General features: G+C 36.2%; 15 protein-coding genes. 5 read left to right on the top strand and 10 right to left on the bottom strand.

Annotated elements, in window-relative coordinates:
* Nucleotides 1-3: 3 nt before the first annotated feature.
* Nucleotides 4-252, top strand: coding sequence for a hypothetical protein (locus AC3HD6_RS03225; protein ID WP_488895035.1), 249 nt, complete (start codon nucleotides 4-6; stop codon nucleotides 250-252).
* 188 nt (nucleotides 253-440) lie between these two features.
* On the opposite strand, the gene AC3HD6_RS03220 is transcribed toward AC3HD6_RS03225, so the two are convergent.
* The gene (locus tag AC3HD6_RS03220) at nucleotides 441-1,502 is read right to left on the bottom strand and encodes an NADH:flavin oxidoreductase (protein WP_488895034.1); all 1,062 of its coding nucleotides are present in this window, start codon (nucleotides 1,500-1,502) and stop codon (nucleotides 441-443) included.
* Nucleotides 1,503-1,624: 122 nt separating this feature from the next.
* Here AC3HD6_RS03220 and AC3HD6_RS03215 point away from each other — a divergent pair, with 122 nt between their 5' ends.
* Entirely contained in the window at nucleotides 1,625-2,008 is a 384-nt protein-coding gene (locus tag AC3HD6_RS03215; RefSeq protein WP_185247740.1) for a winged helix-turn-helix transcriptional regulator, read from the top strand.
* Nucleotides 2,009-2,021: 13 nt separating this feature from the next.
* On the opposite strand, the gene AC3HD6_RS03210 is transcribed toward AC3HD6_RS03215, so the two are convergent.
* Both AC3HD6_RS03210 and AC3HD6_RS03205 read right to left on the bottom strand, forming a co-directional pair.
* Entirely contained in the window at nucleotides 2,022-2,399 is a 378-nt protein-coding gene (locus AC3HD6_RS03210; RefSeq protein WP_488895033.1) for a hypothetical protein, read from the bottom strand.
* Between the two features lie 54 nt (nucleotides 2,400-2,453).
* Complete coding sequence (locus tag AC3HD6_RS03205) at nucleotides 2,454-2,942, bottom strand: hypothetical protein (protein ID WP_488895032.1); 489 nt, start codon at nucleotides 2,940-2,942, stop codon at nucleotides 2,454-2,456.
* 44 nt (nucleotides 2,943-2,986) lie between these two features.
* Between AC3HD6_RS03205 and AC3HD6_RS03200 the strand changes: the two genes are divergently transcribed.
* On the top strand, nucleotides 2,987-3,403 hold the full coding sequence (locus AC3HD6_RS03200; RefSeq protein WP_488895031.1) for a carboxymuconolactone decarboxylase family protein: 417 nt from the start codon (nucleotides 2,987-2,989) through the stop codon (nucleotides 3,401-3,403).
* Nucleotides 3,404-3,452: 49 nt separating this feature from the next.
* Here AC3HD6_RS03200 and AC3HD6_RS03195 read toward each other — a convergent pair whose 3' ends face one another.
* Nucleotides 3,453-4,301, bottom strand: coding sequence for a GLPGLI family protein (locus AC3HD6_RS03195; RefSeq protein ID WP_488895030.1), 849 nt, complete (start codon nucleotides 4,299-4,301; stop codon nucleotides 3,453-3,455).
* A 124-nt stretch (nucleotides 4,302-4,425) separates the two neighbouring features.
* Nucleotides 4,426-6,858, bottom strand: coding sequence for an alpha-ketoacid dehydrogenase subunit alpha/beta (locus tag AC3HD6_RS03190; RefSeq protein WP_488895029.1), 2,433 nt, complete (start codon nucleotides 6,856-6,858; stop codon nucleotides 4,426-4,428).
* 136 nt (nucleotides 6,859-6,994) lie between these two features.
* On the opposite strand from AC3HD6_RS03190, the gene AC3HD6_RS03185 reads away from it, so the two are divergent.
* The gene (locus AC3HD6_RS03185) at nucleotides 6,995-7,288 is read left to right on the top strand and encodes a hypothetical protein (RefSeq protein ID WP_068943987.1); all 294 of its coding nucleotides are present in this window, start codon (nucleotides 6,995-6,997) and stop codon (nucleotides 7,286-7,288) included.
* Nucleotide 7,289: 1 nt separating this feature from the next.
* Here the strand turns inward: AC3HD6_RS03185 and AC3HD6_RS03180 are convergent, their stop codons facing one another.
* The 5 genes from AC3HD6_RS03180 to queA form a co-directional block, all read right to left on the bottom strand.
* Nucleotides 7,290-8,267: a polyprenyl synthetase family protein gene (locus AC3HD6_RS03180; RefSeq protein ID WP_068943988.1), complete on the bottom strand. Its 978-nt coding sequence runs from the start codon at nucleotides 8,265-8,267 to the stop codon at nucleotides 7,290-7,292.
* 73 nt (nucleotides 8,268-8,340) lie between these two features.
* Complete coding sequence (locus AC3HD6_RS03175; protein ID WP_068943989.1) at nucleotides 8,341-9,219, bottom strand: hypothetical protein; 879 nt, start codon at nucleotides 9,217-9,219, stop codon at nucleotides 8,341-8,343.
* Between the two features lie 197 nt (nucleotides 9,220-9,416).
* A complete protein-coding gene (locus AC3HD6_RS03170; protein ID WP_488895028.1) occupies nucleotides 9,417-10,364 on the bottom strand; it encodes a sterol desaturase family protein in 948 nt (315 codons plus the stop codon).
* A 75-nt stretch (nucleotides 10,365-10,439) separates the two neighbouring features.
* On the bottom strand, nucleotides 10,440-11,474 hold the full coding sequence (gene rlmN / locus AC3HD6_RS03165) for a dual-specificity RNA methyltransferase RlmN (RefSeq protein WP_068943991.1): 1,035 nt from the start codon (nucleotides 11,472-11,474) through the stop codon (nucleotides 10,440-10,442).
* Nucleotides 11,475-11,545: 71 nt separating this feature from the next.
* Entirely contained in the window at nucleotides 11,546-12,595 is a 1,050-nt protein-coding gene (gene queA / locus AC3HD6_RS03160) for a tRNA preQ1(34) S-adenosylmethionine ribosyltransferase-isomerase QueA (RefSeq protein ID WP_068943993.1), read from the bottom strand.
* Nucleotides 12,596-13,119: 524 nt separating this feature from the next.
* Between queA and AC3HD6_RS03155 the strand changes: the two genes are divergently transcribed.
* The gene (locus AC3HD6_RS03155) at nucleotides 13,120-13,812 is read left to right on the top strand and encodes an AIM24 family protein (protein ID WP_488895027.1); all 693 of its coding nucleotides are present in this window, start codon (nucleotides 13,120-13,122) and stop codon (nucleotides 13,810-13,812) included.
* The last annotated feature ends 21 nt before the right edge of the window (nucleotides 13,813-13,833 follow it).

The raw sequence follows: 13,833 nt of genomic DNA, 5'->3' as shown, positions 1-13,833 counted from the left end.
ACTGTGCAAAGTATTGCAATATTTCAGAAAAAGATTACATTTGTCATTCAACAAACTAATATCAAAATTACTCAACATGAAAAATCTAAAAAATTAGCAAAGTCCCGATTAAAAGAAATTAATGGTGGAGCAACTCCTAATATCGTTTGCCGTCCCGGAACTATTGCTTGTCCTTACAAAGAACCAGGATTTCCCATGTACTGGATCTGTGAATCAGCTGCCACAGCATGTGGATACCAAGATAATCTTTAAAAATAAAAACCGGCTTTCAGAAAATTCTGAAAGCCGATTCTTTAATAAATAGGTGAAAATTAAATATAAAATAAAGTGAATTATGATCATTAATATGAATTGTAAAGGATCAATTTTACCTCGCAAGTGAATAAAATATGCTGTTAAAAAATTACCGCGAAGCTTATTAACCATTTACTCTCTCATATTTAAAATAATACGCTCATACTTTCTGCTGTAAAGTCCAGAATATCTTCTGTATTGCCGTCTTTGATCTTTTTTACCCATTGATAGTCCTGCAAAATAGCACGCCCTACCGCCACTAGGTCAAATTCCTCATTGTCTAATCTTCTTACCAATTCTGTAAGATCCGTTTTCTCTGTTCCCTGCCCTGCGAATGCATTCAAGAAATCGCCATTCAGTCCTACAGAACCTACAGTAATGGTTGGCTGGCCGGTAATTTTTTTAGCCCATCCTGCAAAATTTAAATCAGAACCTTCAAACTCCGCTTCCCAGAAACGACGTTGTGAACAATGGAAAATATCAACTCCGGCTTCTTTTAATGGTAATAACCAATCTTCCATTTCATTAGGAGTAAGAGCAAGCTTCGTTTTATAATCCTGCTGCTTCCATTGGGAAAGACGAATGATAATAGTAAAGTCCTCTCCTACTGCTGCTCTTATGGCTTTCACTACTTCAACAGCAAAACGGCTTCTTTCCTTTAAAGTTTTTCCGCCATATTCATCCGTTCTTGTATTGGTTATTTCCCAGAAAAACTGATCAATAAGATACCCATGTGCTCCATGAATTTCAAGACAGTCGAAGCCAAGATCCTTCGCAGATTTAGCTGAAGCAGCAAACTGTGCAATGGTATCCTGAATATCTTCAATAGTCATTGTAGAAGCTTTTTCCATTGGTAATAACGGATAATCTTCAGCCATTCTTGTATCGCCAACATGCCAGATCTGAGGTCCCATTTTTCCGCCATTCTGATGTACGGTATCAATTACGTTTTTCCAGCCGTTTAATGCTTCAGTTCCATAAAAATCCGGAATATTCTGCAGGTTTTTGGATGCAGGTCTGTTGATGACCGTTCCTTCTGAAAGGATCAATCCAACTTCTGAAGCGGCTCTTCTTCCATAGTAGTCTGCTATTTTCTGTGTTGGAACTCCATTATCAGATTGTGCTCTTGTCATAGGAGCCATTACAATTCTATTTTTAAGGTGTAGATTCTTGTATTGAAACGGTTTAAATAATGATGATGTGCTCATATTTAAGATAACATTTTATAATTGTTACACAAAGTAACTAATAATAGTTTGTTTTTGTATCTTTTATTAAAAAAATAGTGGTAACTTCGCAGTAACTTACATTAGTAACATTAAAGTAACATATGAAAAAGAATGAATTGATGCAATACAGCTGTCCTTTAGGAAAGGCAATGGCCGCCTTAGGAAGCAAATGGAAACCGATCATTGTATTAGTGATTAAAGACCGAAAATTACGTTTTGGAGAACTTGCTGTGCGCATTAATGTCATCTCCAGAAAGGTATTGACTGACCAACTTCGTGAAATGGAAACTGATGGCCTGGTCATCCGTGAAGAGTTTAAAGAGCTGCCTCCAAGAGTGGAATATTCTCTTACTGAAAAAGGGTTGGCATTATTGCCAATTTTGTATCTTTTGGAAGAATGGGAAGCGAAATATCAGGTGAAAGGAACTTATTCAGAAGATTGTATAGAATTGATAAAGGAAAAGCAAAAAGCTGCTAAAGTCTGATTTTATTGACCTCTTACTTAAAACAAATTCTAAAATTATTTTCAACTTTGGTTAGTGTATTTTTATATTTCCCTGGCCTCCATTTGGAATAATCGGTCAAAATTTTGTTTTTCGCAAGATTCTCCAGTTCATTCTTGTATTTTTCATTCCCCTTAAAACCACTTACCCAGTTTTCATTCTTTAAATTGCTGATAGTTCCCTCTTTTTCAACAATAAAACTGAGATCAAAAGGATAGGTATCTAACTCATGTTGCAAAGGAAGCCCTGTCTGAACAAGCAGAACATCCTCTTTCTTGGTAACCTTATTTTCTTGTATCAAATTGGGTTGCTCTTCTTCTGATAGGTCATAAACACTTAAGATTTTTGTTCCGGTTTTAATCTTTTCAATCATCAATTCTTCAGCTGCCTGTTCAATTTTCTTACGAAAATCTTTTCCGTGAATTTCCTACATTTTTAAATCAACCAAGGCTTTATAACATCCCTGAGTTTGCCCATCGATAACAACACAGCTATAGTCATTATTGATTACTTTAAAATGATTCTTTGTTGCATATTCTATTCTTTCATCTGCATAAGGAGGTGTTTTGCAGCCAAAACAAGATGTCGTTACATAAATATTTTTATATTTTTTCAAATCTTTCTTAGCCCTTTCAATATCATCTTCACACATTCTATCATTTAAACTTGGATTTTTCACATAGCTTCGCAGAAATTCCTCAGAGTTTAGAAGCGGTTCTTCAAAATCTGAAGGTTTCTTTTCCACAGGTTTTGTATGATCCTTACATCCTGACAGCAACAGTGCGAAAAAAGATAAGGGAGAATTTTCATGGTAATTTCTGATGTTCCTTGCTTCAAATATACAAATTCCAGTCCTGGTATTTTCATCACCTACTTTCAAAAAGGTTAGTATAGCACGAAAAAGTAAGTATATCATTTTACAACTATTTCTGACCCAAATTTGCAGAAAAAATTTTCATTATGAATTACAAAGAAATTGCAAAAGAAACTATTGGCCATCTGTATAAAGCCCATTACAGCATTCGAAAATCCGGTATTGATGAAAAAATGATTGCATTAGCAGAACTGCGGGTATCACAAATAAACGGATGTGCTTACTGCTGCAGTTATCACGCCAAAGAACTTCTTGATTTTGGTATTGAACAAGATGTGATCAACAGATTACCTGGATGGAAACACACCAATGCCTTTGATGTAAAACAAAAGCTTGTTTTGAGCTGGGTAGAAGCCGTAACTTATAACAATAATGATTCTCAGGAAATCAAGGAAAAATTACTACAGCATTTTACAGAAAGAGAGTTCGTGGAATTGACTGCAAGTATAACTCTGATGAGTACTTTGAATAAATTGCGGATTTCTTTGGCTGAAGAGGATTAATATTAAATGGGCTGTTGCATCAGACAGCCCGTTCCTAATCTGATATAAGTTATTCCAGTTCTATAGGGTTTAAATACTTTCTGTTCAGATCTAACTCTTTCTGCCTTTGATTGATCTTTTCCTGACCACCTAAAATGGTAGTGCCTGAACTGGCCAACACAGCTGCTATATTTTCATTATTGGCTTTTAGTGCCTGTTTAAATTTCGGTTGAGTAGTCTCAATACCTGAATATCGGGTTTTCTTTATATTAATTGACTTCCCTTCCAGTTCAGAAGTAGGTACAGATTTTACAAGTTCAAAATCATACTCATTTTTATCGTCTGCTATTTTGATAATTAACCCAGGTAAGCCGCTAAACTTATAAGGACCATAAGGCAGTGGAACTTCAGGTGAATACCAAGCAGTCCAATTTCTTCCTTTATAAGTAACTGTTGCTTTTTTGCAGTTCATTGTATTGATCATTTTTGTTTCATCTATAAGCTTCCAATTCCCTATTACAGGCTCTTTATAAGTAAGTACTGACATTCCGACCTGTTGAAAGTACTGCACTTTATCATTGGATTGTATGATGGTATAGGGAAATTTTGTTTTTGGTAGTGATGTACCATTTTTGAATCCCATGACTATGCTTCCATCGGGATTTTTGGTGGATACAATAGAGTTTGCCATCACTGTATCTTTTTTAAGAGATTGGGTACTCGCAAAAAAAGCGCGATTTTCACCAATGTACAAAGAGAAAAATTCTTCGTATACATCATCAGGGATCTGTGTATTGAGTTTAGCTTTTAACTGATAGGTAAAGTTCCCATGCAGAGCCTCTTTTTTGTCTGATTGAGAATAGAATAAAATACTGAAAAATAAGACAGATAATTGAAATAATTTTTTAATGTAATTCATGGATAGCGTTTTCACTATAAAAATGCACATATTTTTATAATTACAAAAACAAAATTGATTAATTCCCTATAAAAAAACCGCTTTCAATAGCTGAAAGCGGTTTATAATTTATTTTTAATCCCGATTAGAATATCGCAGGATATTTCTGAGGGTTAGTTTCGTTAAACATCGCGTAGATCTTTTCTACCATATCGTCTGCAGACGGCTTACTGAAATAGTCACCATCACTTGCATACGCTGGTCTGTGATCGTTAGCGGAGATCGTTAAAGGATCTGAATCAAGATATCTGAACGCTTTTTGCTTTTCTAAAATCTGTTGTAAGATGAATCCTGTTGTTCCTCCTTCCACATCTTCGTCAATTACAACCAATCTGTTCGTTTTCTTAACACTTTCAGCAATTTCGTGAGATAAATCGAAAGGAATTAACGACTGGATATCGATTACTTCCGCAGAAACACCCAATTTTTCCAACTCATTAGCTGCTTCTGTTACAATTCTCCATGTAGAACCATAAGTAACCAAAGTAACGTCTTTTCCTTCTTTTGTTACTTCAATCTTACCTACAGGAACTGTGAATTCTCCTAAGTTATCCGGTTGCTTCTCTTTCAATCTGTATCCGTTCAGACATTCTACGATGATCGCAGGTTCGTCAGCCTGAAGCATGGTGTTATAGAATCCGGCAGCTTTCGTAAGGTTTCTTGGCACCAGTACTAAAATACCTTTGGAAAGGTTAAGAATCCCCGCCATTGGAGAACCTGAGTGCCAGATACCTTCTAATCTGTGGCCTCTTGTTCTGATGATTAATGGAGCTTTCTGACCTCCTTTCGTTCTGTAATGTACAGTTGCAAGATCATCACTCATTCCCTGTAAACAGTAAAGAACGTAGTCTAGATACTGGATTTCAGCGATAGGTCTCAGCCCTCTCATCGCCATACCAATTCCCTGTCCAAGAATTGTAGCTTCACGAATTCCGGTATCAGCAATGCGTAATGCTCCGTATTTTTCCTGCATTCCTTCTAATCCCTGGTTTACGTCACCGATGTTTCCAGTATCTTCTCCAAAGATTAATGTTTCAGGATATTTTTCAAAGATTTTATCAAAGTTATTTCTGATCACTACTCTTCCGTCTACATCTTCAGAGCTGTCTGAATATACAGGCTTAATTTCCTGAATGTTTTCAGCTTTCCATTCAGACTGAGAGTATAAATGAGAAGAATAGTTATCTTTTTCGATTTCAAATACTTCATTGTACTTCTGCATCAATTGGCTTCTTTCCGCAGACTGGGTACCTCTCGTTGCCAATAAAGCTTTTCTTGCTAAGTGGAATACATCTTTCTTAGCTTTTGAAACCAATTTATTGAAGTGAGTAAGTGCTGCTTCTACTTCAGTATTCTGACCTTTAATATTTTCTACTAAAGGAACAATAGACTGAATTAATTCTTTAATAGCTCTTTGATAGTTTTCCCAAGCTGTTTTTTGTCCAGCTTTAGCTGTTTTTTTAGCTTCTTCATCAATGGCTTCCAATTCTTCAGCAGTAGCAATTACTTCTTCTTTTCCATCAATTTCAATAGAATAGTTCAGAATCCACTCTTTGAACTTCACCAATCCATCAAACTCAGCTTCCCAAGCTAAACGTGCTTCATTTTTATATCTTTCGTGAGATCCTGATGTAGAATGCCCTTGAGGCTGGGTAACATCTACCACGTGTACTACTACAGGGACACTTTCTGTTCTTGCAAAATGCTCTGCCTTCGCATAAGCATCCAATAATGCTGCATAATCCCAAGCTTTCACCTGGATGATTTCACAACCTTGATTCTCTCCTTCTTTTCTTTGGAAACCGCTTAGCATTTCACTGATATCAGCTTTTGCTCTCTGGTTTTTAGTAGGAACAGAAATTCCGTATCCGTCATCCCAGATCGATACAATCATAGGAACCTGAAGTGCACAAGCAGCATTCAATGTTTCCCAGAAGTGGCCTTCTGCTGTAGAAGCATCACCTATTGTTCCGAAAGCAATCTCATTTCCTTCTCTTGAAAACTTCTCAGAACCGTCAAATTTTACATTTTTATAGATAGTAGAAGCCTGAGCCAATCCTAATAATCTTGGCATCTGGCCTGCTGTAGGAGAAATATCGGAAGAAATGTTTTTCTGTGCCGTTAAATCTTTCCAGCTTCCGTCTTCATTTAAACTTCTTGTAGCAAAGTGCCCGTTCATTTGTCTTCCTGCTGAAGCCGGCTCTCTTTCTACACTTGTATCAGCATACATCTGTGCAAAGAAACTTTCTGCGGTTAAAGCATTAATGGCCAATGCAAAAGTCTGGTCTCTGTAATACCCTGAACGGAAGTCTCCATTTCTGAAAACTTTCGCCATTGCAAGCTGAGGAAGTTCCTTTCCATCCCCAAAAATTCCAAATTTAGCTTTTCCAGTAAGTACCTCTCTCCTTCCGAGATAAGACATTTCACGAGAAACTCTTCCTAGCCTGTAATCATCAAGTATTTGATTTTTAAAGTCCTGGAAGGATATTTGCTGTGTTTCAATATAGGTTGTTTGCATAGCTAAGTAAAAAAGTTTTTGTTCTTCAAGTATTCCGCTAATATACACTTTTTAAATTAATTTTAATTTTTAATAATCTTTTTTAAAAATTTGATAATAAAAAAAATTGTGCTTTATTTTGAAAAAAATTGTAAAGATGGAAAAAAAATCACCTCATATTCTGAATGCATCCAGCAATCTTTTAGGGTTTTCGTTGATTATTATCACCTCATTAAAAATCGCTAAGATCAGCCACAATACATATTTAGACGAATTTGCAGGACTGGCCTGTATTCTTTTTGCATGCAGCTGTTTCTTTTCATTTCTTGCGATCAGAACAGGAAATAAAAGGCGGGAATACTCATTTGAGAGCATTGCGGATTATTTATTTTTAATTGCTTTATTTTGTATAGTTCTAGCCGTTATTATTGTAACCCTGAAAATTATTTAATTTAAAATTTTCTCTCAATTACATAATCCAGCATAATGTGTAAAGACTTTCTTGCTTCAGATTCCGGGAATTCATTCAGGATATCTTTTGCCTTTTGTTGGAAATCTTTCATTACCGTAACAGCGTATTCCAATCCACCGGAATTTTTAACGAACTCTATCAGTTCTTTTACGCGTTTTGGATTGTTATTATAACGCTTAATGGTATCGAAATAGTATTTTCTGTCCTTTTCGCCGGCAATTTTAAGGGTATGAATTAAAGGCAGCGTCATTTTCTGTTCTTTAATATCAATTCCAACCGGCTTACCAATGACATTAGAACTTAAATAATCAAAAAGATCATCTTTGATCTGGAAAGCCATTCCTGTAAATGTTCCGAAGTCCATCATCTTCTTAGCAAGGGCTTCGTCTGCATTATTGGAAAGCACCCCTATCTCACAACAGGCAGCAATTAAAGTAGCCGTTTTCTGACGAATAATTTCATAATAAACATCTTCCGTAATATCCAGTTTTCTTGCTTTTTCTAACTGAAGAAGCTCTCCTTCAGACATTTCACGGATCGTTCTTGAAATCACCCCCAATAAATCGTAATCTTTATGGTCTGTAGATAATAATACGGATTTTGACAACAGATAATCTCCTACCAAAACAGCAATCTTATTCTTCCATAAAGCATTAATAGAAAAGAAATTACGACGTTTAAAACTTTCATCCACCACATCATCATGCACCAAAGTAGCAGTATGAATAAGCTCAATCATGGAGGCTCCACGATAGGTTTTTTCGGTAACATTTCCTGTCAGCTTGGCACAAAGAAAGACAAACATAGGACGCATCTGCTTCCCTTTGGTGGTAACAATAAAACGGGTTACTTTATCTAATAAAGCTACTTTACTCTGCATTGACTCATAAAACTTCTGTTCAAAAAGTTTCATTTCATCATTGATCGGTCGTTTAATTTCTTCTACTGTATTTGCCAAAATCTGCGAATGCTGGGTGAATAATCGTTAATTATCACAAAGATAATTTTTTTCGCTCAATTTTAAGAGAAAATTAATCCTTGAGTTGCTCTTTGGGGATAAAATAAAGGGAGGACTTTGTCTTTCCCAATGGAGATTTAAACTTTTCTCCTGAAATAGAAATTCCTGTTTCATCTACGGCAATCCCTTCAATCTGCCCTATCGACAGGGCACTTCCTAAATAATAATGTTTTGGTCTTTCTTTAAAAAATATTCCTGGTTCAGTTTCTGTAAAAACATCCATAAACACCTCTGTTTTCTTGCTATAACCTACCAAATAAAGCTTTTTATCAAAGTAAGCAGCATCGGTTACCATAAAGTTTGTTTTATAGGTTTCTGCCTTTACAGCATCCTGTTTTTCGTTCAGTTCAGGATCAATGACATAATGCACCGTTGATTTTGAAACCCATTCTTTGGTAAAAAGATGAAGTTTTCCATGGGCATACACCATAGCTTCTGCATCATAGTCGGTATTAAAATAACTTGATTTATAATCAGTTTGCTCCGGATAATGGAATTTAATTTCTTTTACCTGATTATTTAGCAGGCTATCTCCTTGAAAAGGAACTTTAAAAATAGTAAGATGTCTTCTGCTTCCGTCATTATTTCCGAAATCTCCAATATAAAAATTGTTGCCGTCATTTGTTAACGCTTCCCAATCGGTATTTTTAGCATTTACTTGTAGAGTTTTGATTATTTCTCCGGAAGTTTTATTGATTTCAAACAGTTCCGGAGCGTTTCCACTGTCATTAAAAGTATATAATTTTCCATTAAAAATAGTAAGTCCGGAGGTCTCCTGGATTTTATCATCCAAATGGTTGATTCTGTATCTCTTTATTTTCAGAAAATCGGTCTGTTGTGAAAATGCAGTTTGAAAGGCAAGAAAAGCCAATAGCAGAAATGTTCTTTTCATAATGTAAAAATAGGACTTTTAGTTTAAATGGAAGGTTGCTGAGCTGATGTGGGTTAGAATTTCTTGATGAGTTACAAGGGGTGTGATTCTATTTTGAAGTTTGGAAGTATAAGTATTACATACGAAAAGGAAGAAAAAAGAAAGACGAGCAAAAAGCCCGTCTTTCTTAGAGATTTTTATTGATTTTATTTTTAAAATTAAGCAGTTTTCTGTTGCTGCTGATTCTTTACCTGCTCTTTTTGTGCCTGCTTTGCAAAGTATTCTTTCTGGTATTGTCTTACTGTTTTTCCTGTTCCGTCATGTCTCCATCCCGGTGAGTTGAAAATATAGTTGATTCTATCAGTGAATTTTAATCCCGGTTGTTTCAGATCTTTCCAGATTTTTCTCCATTCATAAAAGAGTACTGTATCAGGTCTGTTGTCCGGCATTTTAGGATAGATTCCATATTTTACCGGAATATTCGGATCTTCTTTCTGGAAGGTTCCAAATATTTTATCCCAGATAATCAGACACATTCCCATGTTTTTATCCAGATACTTAATGTTACAGGCATGGTGTACTCGGTGATGGGAAGGAGTAACCAGAATATGCTCTAAGAATCCCATACTCTTTACCGTCTGTGTATGTACCCATGTTCCATATACCTGCCCGATAGCGTAAGCCACCATGATATGCCAAGGATTGAATCCTAAAAAGGCTAATGGTGAAAAGTATAAATATCTGTAAAGCGGCTGCAAAACCGGGCTTCTGAATCCAGTGGTAAGATTAAAGAACTCTGAACTATGGTGTGTAATATGAACAGCCCAGAATGCTCTGGAACGGTGATCTACATAATGCAATACATAGTAGGCAAAATCCGTGATTATAAAACAAGCAAGTAGATACCAGATACTAAGATCCCACGAAAAAAGTTTGTGGTTGTAAAAGAAAAACATCACCCCCATTGCAAACGCCTTCATAATCAGGTCAAGACCAAAGTTCATCAATGCAAGATAAACGTTTGTAGCAAGATCTTTTCCACTGTATAGTTTAGCCTCTGAAACGTGGCTGTAAATCATTTCTGCTAAAATAACTGTAGCATGCAAGGGAACAGCCCAGGCATATACATGTTCCAGCCCGTCCTCGCTCATAAGAAAATCCATCATCACAAAATAATTTTGTGCAAAGTTAGGTTTTTAGATGGTGCTTTAAGGGAATTTTAAGGTTTTTTTAAGGAAATTTTAATCAGCTGTTTTGTTCGCTAACTGTCCGCAAGCAGCGTCAATATCACCTCCCCGGCTTCTTCTGACCATTACAGTAACCCCTGCATTTTCAAGCTGACGGATATAATTCTCTTCAGCCTGCTTATTACACTGGTCATATTTCCCGTCTCCGATTGGGTTGTATTGAATAAGGTTCACTTTTGAAGGAACCTGCTTACAGTATTTGATTAAGGCTTTAATATCTTCATCACCATCATTAATTCCTTTCCATACACAGTATTCGAAAGTAATTACTGAACCTGTTTTCTGATACCAATATTGAAGAGCCTCCATAATATCCGTTAACGGGAATTTATCAGAGAAAGGCATTATTTCATTACGTTTTACTTCAATCGCCGAATGAAGAGAAAGTGCCAGTTTCACACGCAATTCATCATCAGCAAGCATTTTGATCATTTTTGGAATTCCTGAAGTAGAAACAGTGATTCTTCTTGGAGACATTCCTAATCCTTCCGGCTGAGTGATCTTTCTGATGGCTTCCACTACATTTTTGTAGTTCATCATCGGTTCTCCCATTCCCATGAATACGATATTGGAAAGTGGTCTGTCAAAATACATTCTGCTTTGGCTGTCAATTAAAGCAACCTGATCTACAATCTCCGCCACCTCAAGGTTTCTCATCCTTTTCAGTTTTGCGGTAGCACAGAATTCGCAGTTCAATGAGCAGCCTACCTGTGAAGATACACAAGCTGTTGTTCTTGTTTCTGTTGGAATAAGAACAGATTCTACCAATAACCCATCATGAAGTTTCACTCCATTTTTGATGGTTCCATCTGAACTTTTTTGAAGAAGATCTACAGAAACAGGATTAATGGTATATTCTTCGGAAATTCTTTCACGAAGAGGTTTCGAAAGATTCGTCATTTCATCGATCGAATGGAGGTTTTTACTCCATAGCCAGTCATAGACCTGCTTCGCGCGAAACGGCTTTTCTCCTAAAGATACGAAGTATTCTTTAAGCTGATCTAGTGATAATGTACGGATGTCTTTCATTGTAAGGTTGTAGATATTAGGTTGTAGGTTGCAGGTAACTTCTACCTGCAACCTATTACCTAATATCTTTTTTATAGAATTAACATTGCATCACCGTAAGAATAGAACTTATACTTTTCTTTTACGGCTTCTTCATAAGCATGCATAATGAAATCTCTTCCAGCAAATGCAGCAATCATCATAATCAATGTAGACTTCGGTGTGTGGAAGTTCGTGATCATTGAGTTAGCAACTCCAAAATCGTGAGGCGGATAAATGAATTTATTTGTCCAACCGTTGAAAGCAGAGATTTTTTTGTTTGAAGAAACAGAAGTTTCCAACGCTCTCATCGTAGTTGTTCCTACTGCACAAACTCTTCTGTGAGATTCTACTGCTTTATTAATAATCAAAGCATTTTTCTCATCAATGATGATCTCTTCAGATTCCATTTTGTGCTTAGAAAGATCTTCTACCTCAATTGGGTTGAAAGTTCCTAATCCTACGTGAAGGGTAACTTCAGCAAAATTGATTCCTTTGATCTCTAATCTCTTCATCAAATGCTTAGAGAAGTGAAGACCTGCTGTAGGGGCAGCTACTGCTCCTTCAACTTTAGCATAGATCGTCTGGTATCTTTCTGCATCTTCCGGCTCTACTGCTCTTTTGATATATTTTGGAAGTGGAGTTTCTCCTAATTCCTTTAGTTTTGATCTGAATTCGTCGTAAGAACCGTCGAATAAGAATCTTAATGTTCTTCCTCTTGAAGTAGTGTTATCGATAACCTCAGCTACCAAAGACTCATCTTCTGTGAAGAATAATTTGTTACCAATTCTGATTTTTCTTGCCGGATCTACCAAAACGTCCCATACTCTTGTTTCCTTATCAAGCTCTCTTAAAAGGAAAACTTCAATTTTAGCACCTGTTTTTTCTTTGTTTCCATAAAGACGTGCAGGGAAAACCTTAGTATTGTTGAAGATGAACAAATCGTCTTCGTCAAAATAATCCACTACATCTTTGAATAATTTGTGCTCGATAGTTTGTGTCTTTCTATCAAGAACCATTAATCTAGCTTCGTCTCTGTGCTCTGATGGGTGTTCTGCCAATAATTCCGCAGGAAGATCAAAATTAAAATCTGATGTTTTCATTTTTTAAATTACGGTTTAAAAATTATTGAAATTACAAGGTGTAATTTTCGGAGTGCAAATATACGACATTGAACACCCCTTTGTCAAGTATTATTTTCAATCAGATATAAAACCGTGATTTTACGGGGGAATTTTAAAGCCTAAAAAGAGTATTTTTGAAAAAATTGAATGATAACATGAAATCGGAAAATAAAATATACCTCACTGATAATCCGTACTCTGACAGACATAAAATTGAAGTTTCCAACTAGAGTCGGCATATTGATAAGTATAGATTGATCTGGGTTTGATTTTCATTTAAAAACTGAAGATTATTATGCCCATGTTGATGAAACAGTGAAGAAGAAGATGAAGAACGCCGCCAAAATTGTATGAGAAAAGCCACTGAAGTCTTCAAATCATAAATTACCAATTTTGAAGACTATGAATTTGTGGATATGAATCCTACAGTAACAAACGGGAGTATAAACTCGACAAACTAAAACACTAACATTATAAAACAACAAATTAAAAAAATTATAATTATGAGTAAATATTCAATTGAAGCATTTATCAACGAAACAAAAGAAAACCCGCAGCAAAGAGATTATTTTGAACTGGAAACCAAACATCTTTTAGAGATCAACCTTAATAATCAAGCGGTGTGGACTAAGAGAGGAAGCATGGTAAGCTATGTGGGCAACATCAACTTTGAAAGACAGGGAATGCTGGCAGGCGGCCTTGGAAACCTATTGAAAAAAGCGATCAGTGGCGAAGGAAGCAAATTGATGAAAGCTGAAGGTATAGGAAAACTGTATGTTGCTGACTCTGGTAAGAAAGTTCGTATCCTTTATCTGAACAATGAATCGGTTTGTGTGAATGGTAATGATGTACTGGCTCATGAACAAAGTGTAAATAGTGATATTACGATGCTGAAAAGTATCGCTGGAATGATGTCCGGTGGTCTTTTCCAGGTAAAACTTTCCGGAACAGGCCATATTGCCATTACGACCCATGGTGATCCTTTAACCCTGCTTGTAACGCCTGATACGCCGGTTTTCACAGACCCCAATGCTACTGTTGCCTGGTCTGGAAACCTCAGCCCGGAACTGAAAACCAATGTTTCTTTTAAGAGTCTTATCGGAAGAGGAAGCGGTGAAGAATTCCAGATGAAGTTCTCAGGACACGGATGGGTATTAATCCAGCCTTATGAAGAAGTGTATTTTATGGAAAAATAAAACAACTTACCCTTGGGCAAT

This window comes from Chryseobacterium sp. II3a (assembly GCF_057815135.1).
This window is presented reverse-complemented; position numbering and strand designations above follow the sequence as displayed.

What these genes read in the sequence shown, in the direction of transcription:
- AC3HD6_RS03205 (WP_488895032.1), bottom strand. Translation starts at nt 2,942, where the DNA reads ATGATATACTTACTTTTTCGTGCTATACTAACCTTTTTGAAAGTAGGT.
- AC3HD6_RS03220 (WP_488895034.1), bottom strand. Translation starts at nt 1,502, where the DNA reads ATGAGCACATCATCATTATTTAAACCGTTTCAATACAAGAATCTACAC.
- queA (WP_068943993.1), bottom strand. Translation starts at nt 12,595, where the DNA reads ATGAAAACATCAGATTTTAATTTTGATCTTCCTGCGGAATTATTGGCA.
- AC3HD6_RS03155 (WP_488895027.1), top strand. Translation starts at nt 13,120, where the DNA reads ATGAGTAAATATTCAATTGAAGCATTTATCAACGAAACAAAAGAAAAC.
- AC3HD6_RS03170 (WP_488895028.1), bottom strand. Translation starts at nt 10,364, where the DNA reads ATGATGGATTTTCTTATGAGCGAGGACGGGCTGGAACATGTATATGCC.
- AC3HD6_RS03200 (WP_488895031.1), top strand. Translation starts at nt 2,987, where the DNA reads ATGAATTACAAAGAAATTGCAAAAGAAACTATTGGCCATCTGTATAAA.
- AC3HD6_RS03185 (WP_068943987.1), top strand. Translation starts at nt 6,995, where the DNA reads ATGGAAAAAAAATCACCTCATATTCTGAATGCATCCAGCAATCTTTTA.
- AC3HD6_RS03215 (WP_185247740.1), top strand. Translation starts at nt 1,625, where the DNA reads ATGAAAAAGAATGAATTGATGCAATACAGCTGTCCTTTAGGAAAGGCA.
- AC3HD6_RS03210 (WP_488895033.1), bottom strand. Translation starts at nt 2,399, where the DNA reads ATGATTGAAAAGATTAAAACCGGAACAAAAATCTTAAGTGTTTATGAC.
- rlmN (WP_068943991.1), bottom strand. Translation starts at nt 11,474, where the DNA reads ATGAAAGACATCCGTACATTATCACTAGATCAGCTTAAAGAATACTTC.
- AC3HD6_RS03190 (WP_488895029.1), bottom strand. Translation starts at nt 6,858, where the DNA reads ATGCAAACAACCTATATTGAAACACAGCAAATATCCTTCCAGGACTTT.
- AC3HD6_RS03195 (WP_488895030.1), bottom strand. Translation starts at nt 4,301, where the DNA reads ATGAATTACATTAAAAAATTATTTCAATTATCTGTCTTATTTTTCAGT.
- AC3HD6_RS03175 (WP_068943989.1), bottom strand. Translation starts at nt 9,219, where the DNA reads ATGAAAAGAACATTTCTGCTATTGGCTTTTCTTGCCTTTCAAACTGCA.